General features: G+C 67.8%; 23 protein-coding genes and 1 pseudogene. 11 read left to right on the top strand and 13 right to left on the bottom strand.

Annotation, left to right across the window (positions count from 1 at the left end; all coding sequences use genetic code 11):
• Positions 1-218: 218 nt before the first annotated feature.
• The 3 genes and pseudogenes from NBRGI_RS18380 to NBRGI_RS18370 form a co-directional block, all read right to left on the bottom strand.
• A pseudogene (locus NBRGI_RS18380) lies at positions 219-1,436 on the bottom strand (uracil-xanthine permease family protein); the annotation flags it as partial.
• 140 nt (positions 1,437-1,576) lie between these two features.
• Positions 1,577-2,386: an SDR family oxidoreductase gene (locus NBRGI_RS18375; RefSeq protein ID WP_029897894.1), complete on the bottom strand. Its 810-nt coding sequence runs from the start codon at positions 2,384-2,386 to the stop codon at positions 1,577-1,579.
• Between the two features lie 43 nt (positions 2,387-2,429).
• Entirely contained in the window at positions 2,430-2,921 is a 492-nt protein-coding gene (locus NBRGI_RS18370) for an Lrp/AsnC family transcriptional regulator (RefSeq protein WP_029897892.1), read from the bottom strand.
• 1,280 nt (positions 2,922-4,201) lie between these two features.
• Here NBRGI_RS18370 and pdhA point away from each other — a divergent pair.
• From pdhA to NBRGI_RS18355, 3 genes are read left to right on the top strand one after another with little or no spacing between them, the layout of a single operon-like run.
• Entirely contained in the window at positions 4,202-5,314 is a 1,113-nt protein-coding gene (gene pdhA / locus NBRGI_RS18365) for a pyruvate dehydrogenase (acetyl-transferring) E1 component subunit alpha (protein ID WP_029897890.1), read from the top strand.
• Positions 5,311-6,294 carry an alpha-ketoacid dehydrogenase subunit beta gene (locus NBRGI_RS18360; protein ID WP_029897888.1) on the top strand — a complete coding sequence of 328 codons (984 nt, stop codon included), beginning with the start codon at positions 5,311-5,313 and terminating at the stop codon, positions 6,292-6,294. The genes pdhA and NBRGI_RS18360 overlap by 4 nt, the downstream gene beginning before the upstream one ends.
• A gap of 30 nt (positions 6,295-6,324) precedes the next feature.
• A complete protein-coding gene (locus NBRGI_RS18355) occupies positions 6,325-7,746 on the top strand; it encodes a dihydrolipoamide acetyltransferase family protein (protein WP_051727866.1) in 1,422 nt (473 codons plus the stop codon).
• Positions 7,747-7,748: 2 nt separating this feature from the next.
• Here NBRGI_RS18355 and NBRGI_RS18350 read toward each other — a convergent pair whose 3' ends face one another.
• Positions 7,749-8,138 (bottom strand): acyl-CoA thioesterase, encoded by a 390-nt coding sequence (locus NBRGI_RS18350; RefSeq protein ID WP_051727865.1) that lies wholly within the window; start codon positions 8,136-8,138, stop codon positions 7,749-7,751.
• Positions 8,139-8,167: 29 nt separating this feature from the next.
• Entirely contained in the window at positions 8,168-9,121 is a 954-nt protein-coding gene (locus NBRGI_RS18345) for an AraC family transcriptional regulator (RefSeq protein WP_029897882.1), read from the bottom strand.
• Between the two features lie 81 nt (positions 9,122-9,202).
• Here NBRGI_RS18345 and NBRGI_RS18340 point away from each other — a divergent pair, with 81 nt between their 5' ends.
• Complete coding sequence (locus tag NBRGI_RS18340) at positions 9,203-10,051, top strand: SDR family oxidoreductase (RefSeq protein WP_029897880.1); 849 nt, start codon at positions 9,203-9,205, stop codon at positions 10,049-10,051.
• An 18-nt stretch (positions 10,052-10,069) separates the two neighbouring features.
• Positions 10,070-11,329, top strand: a complete 1,260-nt coding sequence (locus tag NBRGI_RS18335; RefSeq protein ID WP_081878132.1) for an MFS transporter — start codon at positions 10,070-10,072, stop codon at positions 11,327-11,329.
• Here the strand turns inward: NBRGI_RS18335 and NBRGI_RS45270 are convergent, their stop codons facing one another.
• The 5 genes from NBRGI_RS45270 to NBRGI_RS18310 form a co-directional block, all read right to left on the bottom strand.
• Positions 11,330-12,112, bottom strand: a complete 783-nt coding sequence (locus tag NBRGI_RS45270; RefSeq protein ID WP_029897876.1) for an LppU/SCO3897 family protein — start codon at positions 12,110-12,112, stop codon at positions 11,330-11,332. It lies immediately after the preceding gene.
• A gap of 112 nt (positions 12,113-12,224) precedes the next feature.
• Positions 12,225-13,388: a DUF5925 domain-containing protein gene (locus NBRGI_RS18325; RefSeq protein WP_029897875.1), complete on the bottom strand. Its 1,164-nt coding sequence runs from the start codon at positions 13,386-13,388 to the stop codon at positions 12,225-12,227.
• Positions 13,389-13,474: 86 nt separating this feature from the next.
• Positions 13,475-14,908: an NAD(P)(+) transhydrogenase (Re/Si-specific) subunit beta gene (locus tag NBRGI_RS18320; RefSeq protein ID WP_200882188.1), complete on the bottom strand. Its 1,434-nt coding sequence runs from the start codon at positions 14,906-14,908 to the stop codon at positions 13,475-13,477.
• Positions 14,908-15,225 (bottom strand): NAD(P) transhydrogenase subunit alpha, encoded by a 318-nt coding sequence (locus NBRGI_RS18315; protein ID WP_029897870.1) that lies wholly within the window; start codon positions 15,223-15,225, stop codon positions 14,908-14,910. Before NBRGI_RS18315 ends, NBRGI_RS18320 begins: the two co-directional genes overlap by 1 nt.
• A complete protein-coding gene (locus NBRGI_RS18310; protein WP_014982002.1) occupies positions 15,225-16,343 on the bottom strand; it encodes a Re/Si-specific NAD(P)(+) transhydrogenase subunit alpha in 1,119 nt (372 codons plus the stop codon). The genes NBRGI_RS18315 and NBRGI_RS18310 overlap by 1 nt, the downstream gene beginning before the upstream one ends.
• A gap of 396 nt (positions 16,344-16,739) precedes the next feature.
• Here NBRGI_RS18310 and NBRGI_RS43935 point away from each other — a divergent pair, with 396 nt between their 5' ends.
• Genes NBRGI_RS43935 through NBRGI_RS18295 form a run of 3 tightly spaced genes read left to right on the top strand, consistent with a single transcriptional unit; the run spans position 16,740 to position 18,717 of the window.
• Positions 16,740-17,228 carry an HIT family protein gene (locus NBRGI_RS43935; protein WP_014982001.1) on the top strand — a complete coding sequence of 163 codons (489 nt, stop codon included), beginning with the start codon at positions 16,740-16,742 and terminating at the stop codon, positions 17,226-17,228.
• The gene (locus NBRGI_RS18300; RefSeq protein ID WP_029897868.1) at positions 17,225-18,064 is read left to right on the top strand and encodes a maleylpyruvate isomerase family mycothiol-dependent enzyme; all 840 of its coding nucleotides are present in this window, start codon (positions 17,225-17,227) and stop codon (positions 18,062-18,064) included. The genes NBRGI_RS43935 and NBRGI_RS18300 overlap by 4 nt, the downstream gene beginning before the upstream one ends.
• A complete protein-coding gene (locus NBRGI_RS18295) occupies positions 18,064-18,717 on the top strand; it encodes a Type 1 glutamine amidotransferase-like domain-containing protein (protein ID WP_029897866.1) in 654 nt (217 codons plus the stop codon). The genes NBRGI_RS18300 and NBRGI_RS18295 overlap by 1 nt, the downstream gene beginning before the upstream one ends.
• On the opposite strand, the gene NBRGI_RS43930 is transcribed toward NBRGI_RS18295, so the two are convergent.
• Both NBRGI_RS43930 and NBRGI_RS18285 read right to left on the bottom strand, forming a co-directional pair.
• Positions 18,698-19,489 carry a MerR family transcriptional regulator gene (locus tag NBRGI_RS43930; RefSeq protein ID WP_036559724.1) on the bottom strand — a complete coding sequence of 264 codons (792 nt, stop codon included), beginning with the start codon at positions 19,487-19,489 and terminating at the stop codon, positions 18,698-18,700. The genes NBRGI_RS18295 and NBRGI_RS43930 overlap by 20 nt on opposite strands.
• Before the next feature lie 18 nt (positions 19,490-19,507).
• Positions 19,508-20,011 (bottom strand): GtrA family protein, encoded by a 504-nt coding sequence (locus tag NBRGI_RS18285; protein ID WP_051727864.1) that lies wholly within the window; start codon positions 20,009-20,011, stop codon positions 19,508-19,510.
• Positions 20,012-20,117: 106 nt separating this feature from the next.
• On the opposite strand from NBRGI_RS18285, the gene NBRGI_RS18280 reads away from it, so the two are divergent.
• Positions 20,118-21,476 (top strand): FAD-binding oxidoreductase, encoded by a 1,359-nt coding sequence (locus NBRGI_RS18280; RefSeq protein ID WP_029897859.1) that lies wholly within the window; start codon positions 20,118-20,120, stop codon positions 21,474-21,476.
• Positions 21,477-21,517: 41 nt separating this feature from the next.
• Entirely contained in the window at positions 21,518-21,802 is a 285-nt protein-coding gene (locus NBRGI_RS18275; protein WP_029897857.1) for a GNAT family N-acetyltransferase, read from the top strand.
• A gap of 29 nt (positions 21,803-21,831) precedes the next feature.
• Here the strand turns inward: NBRGI_RS18275 and NBRGI_RS18270 are convergent, their stop codons facing one another.
• Complete coding sequence (locus tag NBRGI_RS18270; RefSeq protein WP_029897855.1) at positions 21,832-22,473, bottom strand: TetR/AcrR family transcriptional regulator; 642 nt, start codon at positions 22,471-22,473, stop codon at positions 21,832-21,834.
• 91 nt (positions 22,474-22,564) lie between these two features.
• Between NBRGI_RS18270 and NBRGI_RS18265 the strand changes: the two genes are divergently transcribed.
• A complete protein-coding gene (locus tag NBRGI_RS18265) occupies positions 22,565-24,664 on the top strand; it encodes a HelD family protein (protein ID WP_029897852.1) in 2,100 nt (699 codons plus the stop codon).
• Positions 24,665-24,696: the final 32 nt, after the last annotated feature.

Below are 24,696 nucleotides of genomic sequence, written 5' to 3'. Positions count from 1 at the left end.
TTCCGGACCCGCGCGATAGCGGTGGAGGTAGGCAGGTGAACCTAGGCCGGTGCGGTGCCGGTTGCGATCGGGGACGAGTCCAGTTGCGCAGCAGGCACATCGATCGGCTCGCGCACTTCGTCGCGCCGCGCGTACACGCCGATTCGACTGTGGTTGAACAGCAGGTTCAGCGTGAAAACGGTGACCGCGCCCATCGCGATCCCGCTGTCCAGCAGGATCTGCACCGACGAGGGGAACTTGTCGAACATGCCCTTCGCCAGCACCGGAACCAGCCCGACGCCGAGTGAGGTGGCGACGATGACGGCGTTGACCCGGTCACCGAGTTCCGCCTTGCGCAGGGTGTCGATGCCGACGATGGCGATCGTCGCGAACAGGACCAGCCCGACCCCGCCGACCACCGGTTTGGGCACCGCGGCGACGACCTCCCCCAACCGTGGCAGCACCCCGAGCACCACCAGGATCGCGCCGCTCGTGGCGGTCACGTAGCGGCTGTGCACCCGGGTCGCCGCGACCGCGCCGACATTCTGGTTGAACATCGAGTCCACGAACGCGGTGAACACTCCGCCCAGCACGCCGGAGAGTCCGTCACCGATCAGGCCGCGCGCCAAATCGGCTCTGCCGACCGGTTTTCCGGTGATCTCGCTGATCGCCAGCATGCTCGCCGTCGACTCGGCGAACACGATCGCCATCACGATGCTCATCGCGACCACCGCCGCGATGGGGAACTGCGGGGCCCCGAAATGGAACGGTTCGGGCAGGCCCACCCAGGCCGCGTTCCCGATGCCGTCGGTGACCACCAGCCCCATCGGCACCGCGAGCGCGATCCCGACCGCCAGCGCGAACAACACCCCGAGCTGAGACCACATCCCGCGCGCGACGCACATGAAGCCGACCGCGAGCACCACCACCACGGCCGCGAGTCCGATATGGGACGGCGCGGCGAACGACGGCGCCGATGGATCGTTCCCGATGATCAACCGGCCGGCCGACCCGATCAGCGAGACCCCGACGATGGTGAGCACCGTCCCGGAAACCAGCGGCGGAAAGAACCGGGCCATCCGGGCGAACGGCCAGGCCAGCGCCATCCCGACCACACCGCCGATCATCATCGACCCGTACACCGCGGCCAGCCCGTACTCCTTGGCGATCAGCACCATCGGGTCCAGCGCGATGAACGTCGCCCCGCAGATGATCGGCAGCCGTGCGCCCGCGAGTTTGCCGAGGCCCAGGCTCTGCACCAGCGTGATCACCCCGGCGATCAGCAGGTCCGCGCTGATCAGCAGCCCGACCGTGCTCCGGTCCAGACCCACCGCCGCGCCGAACACCAGCGGCACGGTGATGCACCCGGTGTACATGATCAGAACATGCTGGATGCCGAAGGTCAGCTGCCGCCCGAACGGCAACCTGCGATCGACAGAGTGTGCTGCCTCTCCCATAGGTAAACAACTAGTCGCCGTTCTTTACGGCAACCCCCCGGCAATGTTTCCCCCGCGTGACATCACACCCCCACTTTCGCGCACCCGCTACGCCAGGCCACAGCGGGTGCGGGAAGACGGAAGGGGTGCGAGGAGTCCGGCTATGTCGCGCGCAGGGTGGCTTGGAAGCGGCGCATGCCGTCCAGCCAGCGATCGTAGTCGGCGCCCTTGTAGCGGTACATCTTCAGGACCTCGGGGTGCGGCAGGATCAGGAAGTGTTCGGCGTCGAGGGCGGCCAGGACGACCTCGGCCACCTCGTCCGGGGACAGGACGGGGCCCGCGGTGGTCACCGCTTTCACGGCGAGCTCGGCGTCGGCGGTGAATTCCCCCGGGACCAGGCCGGTGTGCAGGAGTTGAGTGTCGACACCCATCGGGCACAGGCAGCTGACACGGATTCCCTTGTCGCCGTACGTTACTGACAGCCACTCGGCGAATCCGACGGCGGCGTGTTTGGAGACCGCGTAAGGGGCGGAACCGAGTTGGGTCAGCAGGCCCGCCGCCGACGCGGTGGAAACGAAGTAGCCGCCACCGCGCGCGGACCATTCGGGGACCAGCAGGCGAGCGGCCCGCACGTGGGCGAGCACGTTGACCTCGAGCGCCGCGGCCCACTGCGCGTCGGTGCTGTCCAGCCCGCCGCCACCGCCGATGCCCGCATTCGCGAAATACAGGTCCACCGGGCCGAATTCGGTCGCGGCGCGTTCGATCAAACTGCGAATCACCTGCTCGTCGGCGACGTCGCCACCCATTGCGACCGCACCCGCGCCGAGCGATTCGGCAACGCGGGTCGCACTCTCGGCGTCGAGGTCGGCAAGCACCACCCGAACCCCGGCGGCGACGAGCGCCTTTGCCAGCGCCGCCCCGATTCCCGCGCCCGCCCCCGTGACGATGGCAACCTTGCCAGAAATCTCCATCTCCGCACCTTAATCAACCGCGCCGAATGTGGCGCGCCCCCGCTCAGTTCGCGCCGGCCAGCCGGTCCAGCAGCGGGGCGGTGCGCGGGCCGACCAGTTCCCGCATGACCAGCGCCATGTTGGTGCGCTCCACACCGGGAATCTTCAATATCTGTCCGGCGATTCGGTACAGGTCGTCGGCGTCCTTCGCGACGACCCGCACCGTCAGGTCGGTGAGCCCGGTCATGCCGCACACCTCGGTGACCTCCGGCACCTCGGCGAGTTCGGTTACCACGGAATCCAATTGGTGCTGATCCACGACCACCGCGACGAACGCGGACAGCGGATAGCCGAGCGCACGGGGTTGCACCCGGCGCTCGAAACTGCCGAGCACCCCGCCCGCCTCCCAGCGCGACAGCCGCGCCTGCACGGTATTGCGCGACAGCCCCAGCCGGGCCGCAAGTTCCACACCCGTCGCTCTCGGATTGGCGACCAGCTCCAGTAACAACCTGGCGTCGGTCGCGTCCAAGGTCACGTCGGCCGTTTCTCTGGTCATGCATCGCAGTATGGCACCACTCCCCGTCCCCAGTGGCCGCCAACCCGGTATATGTCCAGGCCAGAGCGTCTTTTCGGGAACCACAACGCAGGCACCGGACCGACCAGCCGGTCGGCGCGGCGGTGCCGACGAGACCGACTCGACTCAGGTGCTTTTGCCCGCATCGACCGCCGGACGGGAAATCAGCGATATTGCTGGGCGGCACCCGGATTCATTGTTGCGAAATCAGTCGTTCATCGTGCGATCCTGCACGTCGGGGCTTGCTCGCCGCCGAAGCACCTTTTCTCAGTGACCTGCCCCACAGAAAGTTCGAGATCTGCACATCGTGCTCACTAAAGGATACGAAGGGATCCGTGTAGTGGCTAGCATCATCGACGCTGCACGAATTCGCAGCAGTGCGCAATGGGGAGGACAACCGGAATGAGCAAGTCATCGGGTCGCGGTATTCTTTGCCGGACGGGCGGGATCATTGCACTACTCGTTGGGGTGGCGTTCTTTGCGCCGGCTACGACGGCAGCACCGCCGCGGGCCGCTGAACAGGGCGAACTGGCGGCCCCGATACTCTCGGCGACGCTGAATCCAGATCGAGGCGATGGGCGCGGTCACACAATAGACGTGACGGTCTCCAACCCTAATGCCGAGTTCTCTGGCATCAATTGCTGGGCATATATGGATGACACGTTCCCGGTCGCCGGAGAACGCAACCCTCTCATCGTTTACAGGGACGGCGGAGATCGCGTTTTCCCAGGCCAGACAAAGCGGGCCAGCCTTATTCGAGTACGGGCCGGCGAGCGAGTCATAACAGCGAGTTGCCATGCCGGGGAACAACGTCAGAGTACTTATCCGGAAGCGAAGGCGACCCCTGTCAAGCTGATCGTAGGCGGCTAGCGGCGCATTTCGGACCCGGGCGCAACTCCGCGAACTCCGAAGCCGTCGGTGGCGATGCCCGGGAAGCCTTCGTCCCAGCCTGTTCGGCGCGCCGGGATACAGGGGCGGGGGCGCGCCCCGAGGCCGACACGCCCGCAAATCTCCGCTCTTCGACGGCGTCTCGCCACCCCGCCATGTGAGTCCGATTCGTCCCATATTTCGAGCACGAATCCGACCGTGGGGCCATCTTCGCTGATAGCGGGCTGTCGCTGGGCATTCGACGCAGCATGACAGCAACGTACTGGTCGGAATTGAGCATTCTGCGCATTCGCGTGTCGTTCACTTGCGCACATCGCATTCTCGTGGATGCTGTGAGGTAGAGCACACACGCACCCGTGAGGAGGCGGACCCCGATGCCAGAGAAGATCGATTATCCGGTCCAATTGGTCCAGCCCGACGGACGGCGCGTCCTAGCTCGCGAGTACGCCACTTTGCTCGCCGACATCGGCCCCGATCAACTACGGGACCTATACGAGGACATGGTCGTCACCCGGCGCATCGACACCGAGGCGACCGCTCTGCAACGTCAAGGACAACTGGGCCTGTGGGCGCCGCTGCTGGGACAGGAAGCCACCCAGGTCGGTTCGGCCCACGCGCTGCACCCCGACGACTACGTGTTCTGCAGCTACCGCGAGGCAGCCGTCGCCTACTGCCGCGGTGTGCATCCCACCGAGATCACCCGGATGTGGCGCGGTGTCGCGCACTCGTGCTGGGATCCGAGCGCGGTCAACATGACCAATCCGAACATCATCGTCGGCTCGCAAGGGCTGCACGCGACGGGTTACGCGTACGCCGCCCATCTGGAAGGCGCAGAGATCGCGACGATCACCTACTTCGGCGACGGCGCGAGCAGCCAGGGCGATATCGCCGAGGCACTGGGTTTCGCGGCGAGTTGGAGCGCGCCGGTGGTCTTCCTCTGCCAGAACAACCACTGGGCGATCAGCGAACCGGTCCGGGTGCAGAGCCAGACCCCGATCGTGCGCCGCGCCTACGGTTATGGCATCCCCGGCGTGCAGGTCGACGGCAACGATGTGCTCGCGGTGCTGGCGGTGACGCGGCAGGCGATCGCACGGGCCCGCAGCGGCGGCGGTCCGTCGTTCATCGAGGCGCTCACCTATCGGATGGGCCCGCACACCACCGCCGACGACCCCACCCGCTACCGCTCGTCCGCCGAGACGCAGGAGTGGGCGCGCCGCGATCCGATCGATCGGCTGCGCCGGCTGCTGGAACGGGAGTCGTTGTTCGACACCGAGTTCCAGCGCCGCGTCGCCGAGCACGCCGACGAGGTGGCTCGGCAGGTGCGCGCCTCGACCATCGATATGCCCGATCCGGCGCCGATCGACCTGTTCGATCACGTCTATGCCACCCCGCATGCGCTCATCACCGAAGAGCGACGGGAATACGCGGAGTATCTGGCTGGCGATCCCAGCGATGCGACCGCGCGACCGGAAGGAGTCCCTTCATGATCACCACTTTCGCCGGCGCATTGAACACCGGATTGCGGCGCGCACTGGAGGACGACCCCAAAGTACTGCTCATGGGCGAGGACATCGGGCGGCTGGGTGGCGTGTTCCGGGTGACCGACGCATTGCAGAAGGACTTCGGCAACAATCGGGTCGTCGACACTCCGCTGGCCGAATCCGGCATCGTGGGAACGGCTTTCGGCATGGCGCTGCGCGGCTTCCGGCCGGTGTGCGAGATCCAGTTCGACGGCTTCGTCTATCCCGCCTTCGATCAGATCGTCTCGCATGTGGCCAAGATCCACTACCGGACGCAGGGAAAGGTGATCGCGCCCATCACGATTCGCATTCCGTTCGGTGGCGGGATCGGTTCGGTGGAGCACCATTCGGAATCGCCGGAAGCCTATTTCGCGCACACCGCCGGGTTGCGCGTGATGACGCCGAGCAACCCCGCCGACGCGTATCTGATGATCCGCCAAGCGATCGCGCTGGACGACCCGGTGATCTTCTTCGAGCCGAAGCGGCGCTACTGGGACAAGGCCGAGGTCGATTTCCTCGCGCTGGACCGCGACGGGGATCTACCGCTGGACCGCGCCAGGGTCTGCACCGTCGGCGGTGACGCCACCGTCGTCGCCTACGGCGGCACCGTGGCCACCGCGTTGTCGGCCGCGAAAATCGCCGCCGAGGAAGGACATGCACTGGAGGTGATCGATCTGCGCAGCCTCTCGCCGATCGATTTCGACACCATCGAGGAGTCGGTGGCCAAGACCGGCAGGCTGGTCATCACGCACGAGGCGCCGGTGTTCGCGGGTCTCGGCGCCGAGATCGCGGCGCGGATCACCGAGCGGTGTTTCTATCACCTGGAGGCGCCGGTGCTGCGCGTCGGCGGATTCGATATCCCCTATCCCCCCGCTAAGCTCGAGAAGTTCCATCTCCCTGATCCCGACCGCATTCTCGCCGCGGTCGATCGAACGCTCGCCGCCTGACGCCGGTACGCCGCAGTGAGAGGTGCCCACGTGGAAGATCGTGCCAACGAACCCGGCTCGGGGAACGTCCTGGAATTCCGCCTCCCTGATCTCGGGGAAGGTCTCGCCGACGCCGAATTGGTCTCCTGGTCGGTCGGCGTCGGCGACGATGTAGCGCTCAACCAGACGATCGCCGAGGTGGAGACGGCGAAGGCGGTGGTGGCGCTGCCTTCGCCGTTCGCCGGACGGGTGGTGGAGCTGCTTGCGGCACCGGGCGAGACCGTGTTGGTCGGGGCGCCGCTGATCCGGGTGCAGAGCGATCAAGCGCCGGCGCAACCGCCGCAGGACAGCGCGGCTGATGAGACGAACAACGGGAGGACCGCGGTGCTCGTGGGCTACGGCCCGGAGGGGGAAACCGTTTCCCGGCGGCGCAGGTCTGCCGCCGCGGCGAATCCCACTCCGCCGCAGGGCGGTGACACGCCCGAGTCGATCCCCGAACAGCCTGCGGCGCAGCTGGTTTCGTCGAGCGACACGGAACAGTCCGACGGTAGGCCGCGACTGTCCGGGCGAGCTGCCGCGACACCCGCCGCGCGCAGGCTGGCGCGCGAGCTCGGCATCGATCTGTGGTTCGTCGCGGGTTCCGGGCCCGGCGGTGCGGTCACCGTGGACGACGTGCGCGGCGCGGTTCCGGTCTCGCAACCGCGCCAGACGGCGCCCCGGCCGGAGCCTGAAGTGGGCACCGAGCCGCACGTGGGGGTAAGCCGTCCACCGGCCCGGGAAGAGCGGGCGCCGATCAGTGGCGTACGCAAGCGCACCGCCGCGGCCATGCTGGCCAGTGCCCGCACCATTCCCCAGGCCAGTACCTTCGTCACCCTGGATTGCACCGCGTCGGTGGAGTTGCTCGATCATCTGCGCAGCACGAAACCCTTTGCCGGACTTACCCTCACGCCGCTCGCGCTGGTGGCGAAGTCGGCGCTCACCGCGCTCACCGAATTTCCCGGTATCAATACATTTTGGGACGAGGCGAATCAGGAGATCGTCACCAAGCACTACGTGAATCTCGGGATCGCGGTGGCGACCGATCGCGGCCTGCTGGTACCGAACATCAAAGAAGCGCAGTCACTGAGCCTGCGCGACCTGACCCGCGAGATCGGCTGGCTGGCCGAGACCGCCCGCTCCGGCGGCGCGAGCCTCACCGACCTGCGCGGCGGCACCTTCACCATCACCAACGTCGGTGTTTTCGGGGTCGACACCGGCGTACCGCTGGTGAATCCCGGGGAGGCGGCGATCCTGTGCCTGGGGTCGATCCGCAAGCGCCCGTGGGTATTCCGGGACGAACTCGCGGTCCGCTGGGTCACCACCCTGGGCATCAGTTTCGATCACCGGATGATCGACGGCGAACTCGCCTCCCGCTTCCTCTCGACGACCGCCGCCCTGCTGGAGGACCCGCTGACGCTGCTGAGTCGCATCTGAAATCAGGTGGTCAGTTGCGCTGCGGCGGTGCGGATCACGGCGGGGATCTCGACGGGTTTGCGGGTTTCGGCGTCCACGTAGACGTGCACGAAGGTGCCGGTGGCGGCGAGTTCGAGGTCGTCGTCGGCTTCGCGGAAGATGGCGAGATCGTAGGTGATGCTGGACCGGCCCAGCCGCGAGATGCGCAGGCCGACCTGGAGCCGGTCGGGGAAGCTGAGCGAGCCGACGTACTGGCAGGAGGTCTGCGCGACGACGCCGAGCGCGGGCAGCTCACGGATATCGGTACCGGTGGCGTGCATCAGCCACGCGTTCACCGCGGTGTCGAAGTACGAGTAGTAGGTCACGTTGTTCACGTGCCCGTAGTGGTCGTTGTCCGCCCACCGGGTCGGCATCGGCCAGAGCACCGGATACTGCTGCTGCGTCACCCGGCCGACACTAGCTCAGCCGGGTTCGCGCCCTGCCGGTGGTCGCGCGGGCTGACGCCGAAGTGGCGTTTGAACGCGGCGCTGAGGGCGAACGCGCTGCCGTAACCGACCTGACGAGCGATGGACTCGATGGTGGCGTCGGATTCGGCGAGCAGGTCCGCGGCCAGCGCCAGCCGCCACTCGGTGAGAAAGGACATCGGCGGCTCGCCGACCAGATCGGTGAAGCGCCGGGCCAGCGCGGCCCTGGACACCCCGACCGCCTCGGCCAGGCCGGCCACCGTCCAGCCGTGCGCCGGATTGTGCTGCAGCAGCCGCAGCGCCTTGCCCACGAGCGGGTCACTGTAGGCGTGATACCAGGCGGGCGCGTCGTTGCGGGCGAACCAGGCGCGCAGGGCCGCGATCAGCACCATGTCGAGCAGCCGATCGAGTACCGCCCCTTGTGCGGGTTCGTCTTTGACCGCCTCGTCGACCAGGATGTCGAGCAGCCGGGTGTCGAAGTCGCCGCGCTGCAACACGATCACCGCCGGCAGCGCGCGCAGCAGCCGCTGGCTGGCCGCGCCCGCCGACTCGTAGGTGCCGGTGATCATCATGGTCGCGCCGTCGGCGTCGGTGCCCCACTGCCGCACGCCGAGACTCAATGTCTCGCACAGTATTTCACCGTCAGCGGTCTTGGTTACGTTGCCGGGATGGATGTAGATCTGCGGCTCGGTGGCCGGATCGTCGGCGACCGTGTAGTGGTCGGGCCCACGGAAGATCGCGATATCGCCCTCGCACAGCTGACGAGGCGCGTTCTGGCCCAGCATGATCCAGGCGCCACCGCGCACCATCGACACCACGGTGAGCGGCGCCTCGTCCTGGATGTGCAGGGACCAGGGCGGCGCGAGCATCGAGCACATCAAGAACGCGCCTCTGGCACGGGGACCTTCGAGCAGACTGGCGAGCGCATCCACGCGATCAACCCTAGACGATCACGCATGATCATGAGCTGTTGAACTATGTTCCGTCTCGCCGCACGCGGATGTACTGGATCCATGACACACAGCACCGATTCCCGGCCCCGCATCCTCGTCACCGGCGGCACCGGCAAGACCGGCAGCCGGGTCGCCGCGCGACTCACCGCGGCGGGCCACCAGGTCCGGGTCGGCTCTCGCACCGCAGGCATTCCGTTCAGCTGGGCCGACCGCGGCACCTGGCCCGCGGCGTTGACCGGTGTGCACGCCGCCTACGTCGCCTTCCAGCCGGACCTCGCGGTACCGGGCGCCCCCGAGACATTGCGGGCGTTCGCCGCCGCGGCGAAGCGGTGCGGCGTGCGCACACTGGTGTTGCTGTCCGGGCGCGGGGAGCCGGAGGCGCTGGAATGCGAGGAGATCGTGCAGCAGTCCGGCCTCGAGTGGACCGTGCTGCGCTGTAGTTTCTTCGCCCAGAATTTCAGCGAAGGCGCGTTCACCGACGACATCCTGGCGGGCGAGGTCGCGTTGCCCAACGGCGACGTGCCGGAGCCGTTCGTGCACGCCGACGATATCGCCGAGGTCGCCACCGCGGCGCTCACCGAGGACGGGCACACCGGTGCGGTCTACGAGCTGACCGGACCGCGCGCCCTGTCCTTCGCCGCGGCGGTCGCGGAGATCGCCGAGGTGACGGGGCGCGAGATCGCCTTCGTTCCGGTGACGCGCACGGAATTCGTTGCGGCGCTGACTGATCACCAGGTGCCCGCGGATGTGGTGAGCCTGCTGGACTACCTGTTCGGCACGGTGCTGGACGGCCGCAACTCGGCCACCACCGACGGTGTGCGGCAGGCGCTGGGCCGGGAACCGAAGGACTTCACCGACTACGCGAAGGAGGCAGCCGCGACGGGCGTCTGGGATATCCAGCCGAACTGAGGCGGGGCCGCTGCGGCGGTGGGCGCGGGAGTCCGCGCCCGGCCTCGGCGCGAGCAGGCAGCGAAGATCATCGGTACCGTCGAAGGGGTGTTCAGTCCGACGATGGATCGCACGCTCCGCCTCGCCCGCGTCGCCGTGTTCACGGTGTTCGCGCTGAACGGATTCCTGCTGGCCATGTGGGTGGTGCACATTCCGGCGATCACGGACCGGACCGGTGTCGCGAAATCCACGCTCGGCATGTTCATCCTGTTGATGGCGGGCTCGGGCATCGTCGGCATGCGGATCGCCGGTCCGCTGGCGGATCGATTCGGCAGCCGGACGCTGGTGGGTACCGCCGCGGTGATCGCCTCGGCGGCGGTGCTCGGGCCCGGATCAGCCACTGGCCCGGTGACGTTGGCGATCGCCCTGTGCTGCTTCGGTTTCGGCAACGGCGCGCTGGACGTCTCGATGAACACCCAAGCGGTGCATGTGGAACGGGCCTACGGGCGGCCGATCATGTCGGCCTTCCACGCGCTGTTCTCCGGCGGCGGCCTGCTGGGTTCGCTGCTCGGCGCGGCGACCTTGCGCGCGGGCTGGGATCCGCGAATGACGTTGACACTGGCCGCGATCGGCGGTGTCGTGTTGACCGCAGCACTCGTACCGCACCTGCTCCGCGACAGCGAGACCGAGCCACGGACCGCGACTGCGGCCGCAGCCGAAGGGGTAACCGCCGACCGGGCATCCGGGCCGGGACATCGACGAAAGGTGCTGGCACTGGCCGCGATCGCCTTCGCGGTGCTGCTCGCAGAGGGCGTGGCGGGCGACTGGAGCACGCTGCAGATGCGCGAGCACCTCGGCGTCGACCAGGCCACGGCCGCCCTGGCGTTCGGCGCGTTCTCGGTCACCATGACCGGCGGCCGACTGGCCGCCGACCGGGTGAGCGGCGCATTCGGCCGGGTGGCGGTGGTCCGCTACGGCACCTTGCTCGCCGCGCTCGGCCTCACCGTCATCATGGTCTCGCCGTGGGTGCCGTTGTCCTTGCTCGGCTGGGCCATGGCGGGTCTCGGCCTGTCCGGCACAGTACCGCAGATCTTCACCGCCGCAGGCAATCTCGGCTCCGCGACGGCGGCCACCGATATGGCGCGGGTCTTCAGCCTGGGCTACCTGGGCTTGCTCGCGGGCCCCGCGGTCATCGGCTGGCTCAGCGCGGTCATTCCGCTGACCGCCGCCTTCCTGGTCCCGCTGGCGGCCATGGTGGTGTGCTGCGTCTACGCGGGGGCCGTGGCCGAGCCGCAGTAATTACTTGGGCTCCACCAGGCAGAGCGTCATCGGATCCGGTTTCGGATACACGATGGTGCTGTCCTCGGTGTATTTCGGGCCGCACGCGGACTTGTCCGCGCTGCCCCGCACGATACGGCCGATCTTGTAGTCGGCGGCGGAGCTGCAGGCGACCTTGGTGCTCGCCGCCAGCGTGCCGCTCTTGATGCAGTCGCCTTCCTTCACATTCAGGCGCAGGCACAGCGTGTAACCGTTGCGACCGGTCTCGTAGTAGCTGGCGTAGTCCTGGTTCTCACAGTTCTTGTTCGATCCGTCGATCCGCTGTGCCACCACGTAATTGGCTTCGGGATCGGCGCATTCCTTGATCGCGAACTCGGCCTTGTAGGTGGTGCCGGACAGTTTCGCGCACTCGCCGACCGCGACCTTCTTGCCGTCCGGTCGCCCGACGGTGGCGATGAGCGCGACCACGGCGATCACGCCGAGGATGACGACGGTGATGATGATCGCCTTGGCCTTGCCGCCCGAACGCGGCGGCGGCCCCGGCGGCGGGAAGGCGCCGGGCGGGAACCCGGGCTGTCCGCCGTGGGGCGGAAAGCCTTGCGGTGGAACGCCTTGCGGCGGCGGGAAGCCCTGCTGTGGCATGCCCGGTTGCGGCGGATATCCGGTGCCGGGCGGCGGATAGCCCGCCCCGTAACCCGGCTGTGCCGGCTGACCCGGATACCCCTGCGCCTGCGGGTAGCTCGGCTGGGCATAGCCCTGGCCGCCGGGTTGCCCCGGATATGGATAGTTCGGCGGTGTGGTCATGTTCCCCTCCCCAGGGTTTACGCGATCTCGGCCGCACTCGGCGGCCGAACGAACTCACAGAATCTAGCCGATCGATCCGACGGCCGTGCGCTGGGTGATTGCCGCTACGTCCTCAGAGGTAGAGGCCCGGGTTGACCGGATCCGCGGGCACCGACTGGATCTTGGTGTCCCCGTCGCGCAACGCGACCAGTTCCGCCAGCGTCGCGCCGTCGGGGCAGGAAGCCTCTCCCAGGGTTTCCGGACGCCGTTCCCGGGCCAGCCAGGCCGCCGATTCGGCGGGCGAGAGCCGGCCGACCTCGAGCTGCGCCAGGCAGCGACCGGGACGGGTCACCGCCGGGTGCAGCCGAGTCAGATCCTCGTTGGTGGTGATCGCCACGAGCACGTCCCGCCCTTGCCCGAGCATGCCGTCGGTCAGGTTCAACAGTCGCGAAAGCCCCTGTCCCGCAGTTTCTCTGGCCTCGCCGCGGATCAGTTCGTCACAGTCCTCGAGCACCAGCATGCGCCAGCGCTTGGTGTCCTCGTCGCCGTCGATGCCCGCCGCGACATCCATCAGATAGCCGGGCTTGGCGAACATCACCTCGGGGTCGAGCACGCAGTCGAACTGGCACCACGATCCCCAGGCGCGCGCGAGCGCACGCAGCGCGGTGGTCTTTCCGGTGCCCGGCGGGCCGTGCAGCAGCACGAGCCGCCCGCGCACGTCCGCGGCGGTCAGCGCCATCAGCCGGTCCAGCACGCCCGCCACGTCGGCGGCGTAGTTGCCACGGATCTCCGGCCAGGTCGGCGCGGTGATGGTGCGGCCACGCCGCTGCGGACCGTGGCTGTGCATATGCCAGAAGCCCATCTCGATGGTCTCGCCGACCTCCGGCTGCGCGGCCGCGTCGCGGATGGCCTCGGCGAGCACGGTCGTCGCGAGTTCGTCGGTGACGGCGGTGACCTCGACCATCGCCGAGCCGCCCGACCACCGGACCGCGCGCAGCGACCAACCCGCCCCGACCACCAGCGCAGCACCGCTGTCGTCGTCCTGGGTCGAGCGCACCACCCGGCCGTGCTCCGGCCGCAGCAGGGCGTCGGGCTTGATCCGCTCGAGATGCGCGGTGCGCGCACACGGCTGGTCACCGCGCAGAAACGGACTCACCGCCAGCGCATCGATCGCGTCGCGCGTCGAATAGGCGGAGTCGACGGCGACAGTCCACGGCAGCCGCTCGGCGAGATCGGCCGAGGGCTCACTCGGGTCGATCAACCGAAGGGGCTCATTACGTGCGGACACTCGCAGCATGATCAGCCCTGCGGACCGGACCTGTCCACTGGTTTAACGCCGAACGGCCTCCCGCGGGGCGCAGGAGGCCGTTCGAATGCGAATCCCTACAGCGCCTTCAGTTCCTCGGTGACCGCACCGACGGACTTCTTGGCGTCGCCGAACAGCATCGAGGTGTGGTCGGCGTAGAACAGCGGGTTGTCGATACCCGCGAAACCGGAGTTCATCGAGCGCTTGAGCACGATGACGCTCTTGGCCTGGTCGACGTTGAGGACGGGCATGCCGTAGATCGGGCTGCTGGCATCCTCGCGCGCCGCGGGGTTGGTGACATCGTTGGCGCCGATCACCAGGGCGACATCGGTGCGGGCGAATTCGCCGTTGATGTCGTCCATTTCCTTGAGCGCGTCGTAGGAGACCTCGGCCTCGGCCAGCAGCACGTTCATGTGACCGGGCATGCGGCCCGCGACCGGGTGGATGGCGTATTTGACCTCCACGCCCTTGGCTTCGAGCAGCGCCGCCATCTCCTTGACCGCATGCTGGGCCTGGGCGACGGCCATGCCGTAGCCCGGGACCACGATCACCTGATTGGCGTAGGCCATCTGGATCGCGGCGTCCGCGGCGGAGGTCGCCTTGGCCTGCTTGTTCTCGCCGTCGCCGCCGGCGCCGGGAGCCGTTCCGCCACCGCCGAATCCGCCCGCGACGATCGCCGGAATGGACCGGTTCATCGCCTTGGCCATCAGATTGGTGAGGATGGTGCCGGACGCGCCGACGATCATGCCCGCGACGATCATCGCGGTGTTGTTCAGCGCCAGACCCGCTGCGGCGGCCGACAATCCGGTCAGCGCGTTGAGCAGCGAGATGACCACCGGCATATCCGCGCCGCCGATCGGCAGCACCACCGCGAGGCCGAGCACACCGGCAAGCACCAGGACCGCGATCATCCACAGTTGGGACACACCATCATTGGTGGCGCCGACGCCGATCACGACGGCGGCCGCGATCGCGCCCAGGAGCAGCAGCAGATTCAACGGCTGTTGCAGCTTGCCGAGACCGATCGGACGACCGGGCAAGATCTCCTGGAGTTTGCCGAATGCGATCAGCGAGCCCCAGAACGAGACCGAACCGATGATCGCCGCGAACAGCGAACCGATGACGATGTGCACCGTCGGCTCTTCGTCGAAATGCGAAAAGCCTTGGCTGTTGATGAATTCCGACCACGCGATGAGCGCGACCGTGCCACCGCCGACGCCGTTGAACGCGGCGACCAGCTGCGGCATGGCGGTCATCTTGGTGAACTGCGCGGGCGGCACGCCGAGCGCGATGCCGACCACCAGTCCGGCGATGATCAGGATCCAATTGCTGGTGTGGCGCACCGAGATCAGGGTGGCGACCACGGCGATGAACATACCGACGGCGGCGATCAGGTTGCCGCGCACCGCGGTCTTCGGACCGGTCAGGCCCATCAGACCGTAGATGAACATGCCGAACGCGATGATGTAGAGGCCGTTGACCAGGTAGGTCACGTTGTCGAAGGTATGCATCACTTCTCCGCCTTCGCCGGCGCTGCCGCCTTCTTGCCCTTGAACATGCCCAGCATGCGGTCGGTCACCACGAAACCACCGATGACATTGAGGGTTCCGAAGACGACGGCGACGAACAGGATGATCTGGGTCAGGATCGAGGGGTCCTGCACGTTGCCCAGGGTGACCAGCGCGCCGAGCACGACGATGCCGTGAATAGCGTTGGTACCGGACATGAGTGGGGTGTGCAGGGTGTTGGGGACCTTCGAGATGACGGCGAACCCGACGAACCCGGAGAGCACCAGGATCGCGATGTTCGCGAGCAATTCGGTGTACATCAGGCTTCCCTCTCCCGGGTGACGCAGGAATCGGCGAGCACCTGATCCTCGAAGTCGGGTGCCAGCGCACCGTCCTTCAGCATCAGTTCCAGCAGTGCCGCAATGTTTTTCGAGTACAGCTCCGAGGCATGCTCGGGCATCGTCGCGGGCAGGTTCAACGGCGAGGCGATGGTGACCTGGTGCTTGACCACGGTCTCGCCCGGCTCGGTGAGCTCGCAGTTGCCGCCGGTCTCCCCGGCCAGGTCGACGATCACGCTGCCGGGCTTCATACCCTCGACGGCCGCCGCGGTCACCAAACGCGGTGCGGGACGGCCGGGTACGAGCGCGGTGGTGATCACCACGTCGAATCCCTTGATGGCGTCTTCCAAAGCCTGCTGCTGCTTGGCCTTTTCCTCGTCGGTGAGTTCGCGGGCGTAGCCGCCCTCACCGGCCGCGTCGATGCCGAGATCGAGCCACTGCGCACCGACCGAGCGCACTTGATCGGCAACCTCGGGCCGCACGTCGTACCCGGTGGTGCGCCCACCGAGGCGCTTGGCGGTGGCCAGCGCCTGCAGGCCCGCGACACCCACGCCGAGCACCAGCACCGTCGCGGGCTTGACGGTGCCCGCGGCGGTGGTGAGCATCGGGAAGAAGCGCGTCGACTCCGACGCCGCGAGCAGCACGGCCTTGTATCCCGCGACATTGGCCTGTGAGGACAGCGCGTCCATCACCTGCGCACGTGAGATCCGCGGAATCGCCTCGACCGCGAACGCTTGCACGCCACCGGCTTTCAGCTTGCCGATCTGGTTGTCCGCGTTGCGCGGGGCCAGGAAGCCGATCAGGGTCTGGCCGTCGGACAGCTTCGCCACCTCGGCGTCGCTGGGCGGGGCGACCTTCACGACCACCTCGGCGGACCAGGGGTCGCCGATGGTCGCGCCGGCCTCTTCGTAGGCGCTGTCGGGAATGAGCGCGCCGAGACCGGCACCGGACTCGACCACCACCTGCACCCCCTGCTTCAGCAGGGTCGGAATGATCTTCGGCACCAATGCGACACGTCGTTCGCCCGCGTTGGACTCGCGAACGACTCCGACACGCGCGCCGCGTGGCGACTGATCGCCTACGCTCTGCGTTGTCTCCACTATGTCAGTTCCTTCTTGTGCTGAGCTTGCAGGCAACAGATGGACGGCCGGACGATGTTACTTCAGAGTAAGGTCGCCCAAATCCTCGCAACTGTACCCGGCGTGTTGTGCGGACCGCTGAGACGCCCGTCACACGATCGCGCCGGATTCCGCCGATATGCCGGGTTACCGAGGTCATCGGAGTCACCTCCTGCGCGGTGGTTGTTCGGACAAGCGCCGGTTCTGATGGTGGTCGCCGCGGCTGGCCGCGACAAGACCGAACGTGCAGGTCCATTACTTACTCGAAGGTTCGGCACCAGGTCAGGCGGGGGAGCCAGGCCTGGGAAGTGACGTGCATCATGATCGATTCGCACGCCGGGGTGTTCCGGGCCGCTCGTACGCCGTAAGGTCCAGCCTGTGACCGACTGCGTCTTCTGCCGCATCGTGGCCGGCGTTGCCCCAGCGACAAAGGTGTACGAGGACGACTCGCTCTGCGCCTTTCTCGACATCCGGCCCATCGCCCGCGGCCACACGCTGGTGATCCCCAAACAGCACGCCACCGAACTGGAGGATCTGGACGCCGAACTCGGCGCCTACGTCTTCCGGGCCGGGCATCGGCTCGCGCTCGCGGTACGGCGCAGCCCGCTCGCCGCCGACGGCGCGAACCTGGTGCTCAACGACGGCACCGCGGCCTTTCAGACCGTTCCGCACGTCCATCTGCACGTGATCCCGCGCAGCCACGGCGACAAGCTGCGCTTCGCCGCCGGCTTCCTGCTGCGCAGGCCGCACGATCCGCAATCGACCGCGGCCGCCATCCAGGCCGGCATCGCGGCGCTGGAAAAAGACGAAGCATCGAGTCGGGAGCGGCCGGGCGCGGACCGGCCGGAAGAAGGAGCACACGAATGATCGACCCGACCCTGGACCGGGCCGTGCTGACCGAGTTGCTGTCCGAACAATGGGACGCCATCGCCGCGTTGGTCACCGGCCTCGACGAAAACCAGTGGCGGACATCGACGGCGCTGCCCGGCTGGACCGTGTTCGACGTGGTCGCGCACGTCGTCGGCACCGAATCGTGGTTACTCGGCGAGCGTCCGCCCGCACACGATCCGCTGACGCCCAAAGCCGACGTGCGCACGCTGCCGCACGTCCGCAACGAGACGGCGGTGCTGAACGAGATCTGGGTGGACCGGTTGCGGCCGCTGTCCGGCGAGCGGTTGCTGCAGATGTTCCACGACGTCACGCGACGACGCCGGGCGGCGCTGCACGCCCTCGGCGACGTGGATTGGCAGGCCCAGACCCAGTCGCCGATCGGGCTGGTCAGCTACGGCCGGTTCATGCGGGTGCGGCTGTTCGACTGCTGGATGCACGAACTCGATATCGCCGACGCGCTGGGCGTCGAGGTGGACGAGGGCGGGCAGCGCGGCGAATTCGCCTTCACCGAATTCCTCGGCAGCATCCCGCGAATCGTGGTCAAAAAGGGTGAAGCGCCGCAAGGTGCACGGATAACCTTCTCCCTCACCGGGCCGCTGGCGCGCTCGCTGCACATCCAGGTGGCGGACCGGGCGAACTACGTGGACGCGTTCGACAGCTCCCCGACCGTCGACATCCATTTGCCCGCAGCGGATTTCGTCCGGCTCGGCGGCGGACGGACCACCGCGGACCAGCACATGGACCGGATCACCATCAGCGGCGATCAAGAACTGGGGCAACGGCTCGTGCGGAATCTCGCGTTCACCATCTGATGCGCCTGTTCCTGTCCAGCTACCGCTTCGGCGCGCACTACGACCGGCTCGCCGCCCTCGTCGGCGCACCAGGCCGAGTCGCGTTGATTCCCAACGCCTGTGACGCCTGGCCCGAGCTGTGGGAGTCGGCGATCATCAGCGATATCGTCCCACTGCGCAGGCTCGGGTACGAACCGGAGACGGTCGATCTGCGCGATTTCGTCGGCCGCCCGGCGGAATTGGAGCGCACGCTGGCCATGTTCCCGATGCTGTGGGTGCGCGGCGGCAACACCTTCGTACTGCGCGCCCAATTCGCACGCAGCGGCGCCGATGTCGTGCTCCCCCGGCTACTGGCGGCCGACGCGCTCGTGTACGCGGGCTACAGCGCCGGCGCCTGCCTGCTGACCCCCGATCTGCACGGACTGGAATCCTCCGACGATCCGGCCGAGGTCCAGCCGACGTGCGGGATCGAACCGCTCTGGGACGGACTGGGTTTGGTGCAGCAGCGGATCGTGCCGCACATCGCCTCGCCAACCGATCCGCTCGGCCAGTGCGATCGGCTCGCCGAGTCCTATCGTACGGCGGGCATCCCACACTGGGCGCTCACCGACGACGACGCGATCGTGGTCGACGGCGATCGCACCGAGGTGCTGATCAGTCCAACGGCGTCATGAACGACCACAGCCGCTGTTCCAGGTCACGCGCGCTGTAGTCGCGGTAGCCGTAGGACTGGTCGGTGGGCTCGTAGAGGATCTCGGCGCCGGCCGCCTTGGCGTGCCGGAAATGCGCGTCCACGTCCTCGACGACGATCGACATGCCCTCGGTGCACGCGCCCAGGGTCGCCGGTGACTGCAACTTGAACTGGTCGGAGACGGCGTGCAGCCAGATCACGCCATCGCCCGCGGTGACTTCCGCGTGGTGCGCGGTCCCGTCCGCGCCGCGGCTGATCCGGCCCGGCTCCATGCCGAACACGGTGGTCAGATACTCGTGGGCGGCGGCGATATCGCGATAGACGAGCGTCGGGATGCGTCGTTGAATCTTGCTGTCGAGCATGGCCATGTCCTCCAAAGTGTCCAGCAGTTCCCGTGTTTCGAGGCTGCGCTGGTCGGTGAGCGTGGCGACCATCGTGACGAGGCGTTGACGCAGGCGGTGGCCGACGGCCAGCTTGCGGTCGAGGTCGGCGAGGTGGCGGACCATCACGCCGGTCAGATCCCAGGCGGGATCGTCCAGGGCCGCCGCCACCTCGTCCAAGCGCAGGCCGAGGGTGCGCAACAGACCGATGCGATAGAGCCGTTGCACGTCGCCGGTGGAGTACAGCCGGTGCCCGGCACCGCTGCGACCGGACGGCGAGAGCAGGCCGATCTCGTCGTAGTAGTGCAAGGTGCGCACGGTCAACCCGGTGACCGTCGCCAGCTCACCGACCTTGACGTAACCGTTCGTCGCCACGGTGACGACGTTAGGACCTCACGTCGCGTGAGGTGCAAGTTCGGCTTTCGCGTCGCGGCGGAACACGACCCAGCGCATCGCGCTGTACATGTAGACCGCTTCGCAGCCGCCCGCGAGCAACCGCGCCAGGTGGTAGTCGACGCCGAGCGCGGTGAGTCCGCTGCCGACGCCGAGGATGAACGCGGCGTAATTGATCGCCACGACCACGACGTAGATCCCGGCCTGCTTGCCGACCGGCGCGTGCGAATGGAAGTTGAAGGTGCGATTGAGCACGAAACTCAGCCCGAACGCACACACGTACGCGACCGAGACCGACAACCAGACCGGCAGACCCAGCCCACCGTGGAAGAGGGTGAGCAGGGCCAGATCCACACCGAAGGTGAAGCTGTTGATCAGCGCGAAGCCGAGGAAGGTCGGCGCGACAAGACGATTCAGTCCCCACGGCAGCCGCGCGACGACCGCCTCGCACCATCGGGTGAAGCGGTCGGCAATGTTGTCGGTGGTCTGCGCCGGCTCGTGCACGCTGCCAGGGTGCCAGCGGCAGGTGACCACCAGATGATCATCCGGCAACGCCGCGTCGATCCGCCGGGGCGGGCCGTGGCGTGCCCCGGCGGACTAGCGTGGGGTTGTGGACGTTAGTGACCTGATCGACGGACTGCCCGAGGGTGCGGTCGTCACCGACCCTGATCTGCTGGCGAGCTACCGACAGGACTGGGCGCGCGATCCGGCGGCCGGCACGCCGGTCGCGGTGGTCCGCGCGACGAGCACCGAGGATGTCGCGACGGCGCTGCGCTGGGCACACGAACGGCGCGTGCCCGTCGTGCCGCGCGGTGCCGGGTCGGGGCTGTCCGGCGGCGCCACGGCGGTCGACGGCGGACTGGTGCTGAGCACCGAGCGGATGCGGGCGATCACCGTCGACCCGGTCACCCGGACCGCGGTCGTGCAGCCGGGGCTGCTGAACGCAGAGGTGAAGCGCGCCGTCGCCGCGCACGGCCTCTGGTATCCGCCCGACCCGTCCTCGTTCGAGATCTGCTCGATCGGCGGTAACGCCGCCACCAACGCGGGTGGGCTGTGCTGCGTGAAGTACGGCGTGACAACCGATTACGTGCTGGGCATGGAAGTGGTGCTCGCCGACGGAACGGTGCTGCGGCTCGGCGGGCCCAGGCTCAAGGATTCGGCCGGACTGTCGCTGACCAAACTGTTCGTCGGCAGCGAGGGCACGCTCGGCGTCATCACCGAGCTGACGCTGCGACTGCTGCCCGCCCAGCCGCCGCAGAGCACGGTCGTCGCCTCGTTCGCCACCCTGACCGCCGCCGTCGACGCGATTCTCGCCATCACCGGCGAATTACGGCCCGCCATGCTGGAATTCATGGATTCGGTCTCGATCAACGCGGTCGAGGACGAGCTGCGGATGGGCCTGGATCGCAAGGCCGCCGCACTGCTCGTCGCGCGCTCGGACGCGCCCGGCGAATTCGCCGGTCGGGAAGCCGAGATCATGCTGGCCGCGTGCGAAAAGGCCGGTGCGACCGAGGCTTTCCACACCGCCGACGCCGAGGAAGGGGAAGCCTTCACCGCGGCGAGGCGGTTCGCGATTCCCGCGGTGGAGAAGCTGGGCGCGCTGCTGCTGGAGGACGTCGGCGTCCCGCTGCCCCGGCTCGGCGACCTGGTGACCGGTGTCGCCGAGATCGCCGCGCGCAACGACGTGACCATCTCGGTGATCGCGCACGCCGGCGACGGCAATACCCACCCGCTGATCGTGCACGACCCCGCCGACGCCGCCATGACCGAGCGCGCGCACCGCGCCTTCGGCGAGATCATGGATCTGGCCATCGCGCTCGGCGGCACCATCACCGGCGAGCACGGCGTCGGCCGTTTGAAGAAGGCGTGGCTACCGGACCAACTCGGCGCCGACGTGATGGCGTTGACCCAGCGCATCAAGGACGCGCTCGACCCGCACGGCATCCTCAATCCGGGCGCGATTCTCTAACCCATGGAACATTCCCGGCCGCGAAGGAGTTTCACCGGATCATGACCACCAGGCTCGAGCACAACGTCGCCGACACCCGTTTCGAGATCTACCTCGACGACACCCTCGCCGGCTACGCCGACTACGCCGAGCGGGAAGAAACGAAGGTTCGCGACTTCCACCACACCATGACCTTCCCCGAGTTCCGCGGCCGCGGCGTCGCCGCCCAGGTGGTCGAATTCGCGCTGCGGGATTCGCGCACCAACGGTTACACCGTCGTCCCCACCTGCTGGTACGTCGAGAAGTACATCGCCGAACACCGCGAATACGCCGATCTCGTCGGCTGAGCGCAGCGGCAGGCAGCCGGCCGCCTGCGCTACTGGCCCTGCGAACACCGCGCGAGGCTGTGCGCCAAGAGTTCGAAGGCTGTTTCGGCGCGGGTGACCGCGATCGGGTAGATGTCCTCGGTGCGCTGGCCCGCGCGGACGGCTCGGGCGTTGTAGGACGTGAGAATGCGCTGGGCACTGAACACCTGCGCCGCGATCAGGTGCGCGGTGAACTCGTCGCCCGGCTCGCCGGACGCGAGCAGCGCTGCGGCGAGGTCGCGTTCCTGATCGATCATGTAGCCGGACAGGTGCGCCATCAGGGCGGGCGTCGAATACAGCAGATGGTGGAACGTGACGGCGGCCCGGGTGTCGTTGAGACCGGTGAGCGGGTCGCGGTCCGCGAGGCGGTCGAGGAAGTCCTGGCGCAGGGCCGCCAAGGGCGATGTGCCGTCCGGGCGCCCCCGGACGACCTGCGCGGACCCGCGGCCACCGTCCATGAATCGGTGCAGGACCAGGTCTTCCTTGGTCGGGAAGTAGGCGAACAGAGTGGGCTTGGAGACCTCGGCGGCAGCGGCGATCTCGGCGACCGACGCGCCGTCGAAGCCTGATGTCTCGAACAGCGCGAAAGCGGCGTCCAAGATCGCCTGACGCGTCCGGAGCTTCTTGCGTTCGCGCAGCCCTGGTGCCTCCATGCGGCCAGCGTAGAGAAAATTACCTTGGTCTACAAATTAACTCGGTTGTATTGTTTACCTGGTTAAATTTCTGAACCGAGGTGGGGAGCCGATGCATCACGATCCTGTCGAGCCCGAAATCCGTGCCGAACGCGACTACCTGACCTCGTGCCGCGCCGCGCTGACCCGCATGCGCGACGCCGCGGTCACGGCATTGGCGGACGGTCTGGGGCAAGGCGACGTGTTCGACAAATTCCAGAACTTCGCCGCGCGCGAGTTCCACAAGAAGCAGATCGAGGAGCTGTCCGGCTTCGACGACGTCCCACTGTTCTTCGGGCGCTTGGACTTTCCGCCGGGTGAACTCTACGACAAGGTCCGCGAGGTCGGCGCGCCCTCGTCCGCGCCGGACAGCGACCGCGTCTACATCGGACGCCGCGGTATCGCCGACGAACGCGGTGAGCTGAAGGTCATCGACTGGCGGGCACCGCTGTCCCGGGCCTTCTACGAGGCCGATCCGCAGGACGCGATGCGAGTGCGGGTGCGCCGCCGGTTCGGCTTCGATCACACCGGCACCCTCACCGCCTTCGAGGACGAGGCGCTCGACGGCCACGGCGACGATCGCGACGGCCGGCTGCTCGCCGCGGAAATCGAGCGGCCGCGCAAGGGCCCGATGCGCGATATCGTCGCCACCATCCAACCCGAACAGATGCGGCTCGTCCGGGCTCCGCTGGAACGCACGCTCTGCATCCAGGGCGCGCCCGGGACCGGCAAGACCGCCGTCGGCCTGCACCGGCTGGCGTATCTGCTGTTCACCGAGCGGGAACGGTTGCAGCGGGAGGGCGGCGTCGCCGTCATCGGCCCCAACCGCGCCTTCCTCGACTACGTCCGCAATGTGCTGCCCGCCCTGGGCGAGGTGGCCGTGCTGCAGACCACCGTCGAGGAACTCACCGGATCGAATGACACTGCGCACGTGGACGATCCGCAGACCGAGCGGATCAAGGGGGACGCCAGGATGGCCGAGGTCATTCGGCGTCTGCTGTGGTCGCGCGTGCGGCCACTAGAGGAGACGGTGCCGGTCAAGCACCTGCAACGGACCTGGCACCTGTATTCCGACGAGATCGCCGAAGAACTCGACGAGGTACGCGCGCGCGGAACCGACTACCGCACGGGGATCGAGTTACTCGGCCGGCGACTGGCCTTGCTCGTGCTGCGCCGAATGGAACAGGCGGGGCACAGCACCACCGACGCGACGCTGCGCCAGCTCTGCCGGAACAAGGCGATCGTGCGCGCCGTGCAGCGCATGTGGCCGGAAACCGATTCCGCCCGAATCGTTTTCGATCTCCTCACCGATCGGGATCAGTTGGCCCAGCTCGCGGACGGCCTGCTCTCGCCCACCGAGCAGAGTGCGGTCCGGTCCACCGTGCGGCCCCGCACCGTGCGCCAAATGCGATGGTCCAGAGCGGATTTCGTGCTGATCGATGAAGCTGCGAGCATGATCGAACGGCCCGCGAAACTCGGCCACATCGTGGTCGACGAGGCCCAGGACCTCAGTGCCATGCAACTGCGGGCGATCGCCCGCCGCGCGACCGGATCCTGCACGGTGCTCGGCGATCTCGCGCAAGCCACCAGTCCCTCGGCCGTCACGGACTGGGCCGAGGTCCTCGGCCATCTCGACCGAACCGACGGTGTGGTCGAGGAATTGACGCGCGGCTATCGCGTACCGGCCCAGGTCATCGACTACGCGGCCCGCCTACTGCCGTATATCGCCCCGGACCTGCGCGGACCGTCCTCGTTCCGGCAGTCCGCCGACGCTCTGCGCGTTCTGAGCACGTCCCCGGCGGAACTGCACGGCGCTGCCGTGACAGCCTGCGCCAGAGCACTTTCCGAGGAAGGATCGATCGCCCTCATCGCCGCCGACCGTGATATCCCGGAACTCCATCGCCGTCTGACCGACGCGGAACTCCCGCACACCCTGCTCGGCACCGACGAGGCGGGCATCGCCGCCCGCCTGAACCTCGTCCCCGTCACCTTGGCGAAAGGCCTCGAATTCGACACCGTAGTGGTCGTCGAGCCCGCCGCCATCGTCGACGCGGAACCCCGTGGCCTGCACCGCCTCTACGTCGCCCTCACCCGAGCCGTGAGCACCCTCACCGTCCTGCACGCCGCTCCCCTGCCGACCCCGCTACTCCGCGAACCCGCCATGAGCGCCTGACGAAAAACGGTGGCACCGAAAACCGGTGCCAC

It is taken from the genome of Nocardia brasiliensis IFM 10847 (assembly GCF_000710915.1).
GTDB classification, from domain to species: domain Bacteria; phylum Actinomycetota; class Actinomycetes; order Mycobacteriales; family Mycobacteriaceae; genus Nocardia; species Nocardia brasiliensis_A.
Note: the sequence above shows the minus strand (reverse complement) of the source record. Positions and strands in the feature narration are given on the sequence as shown.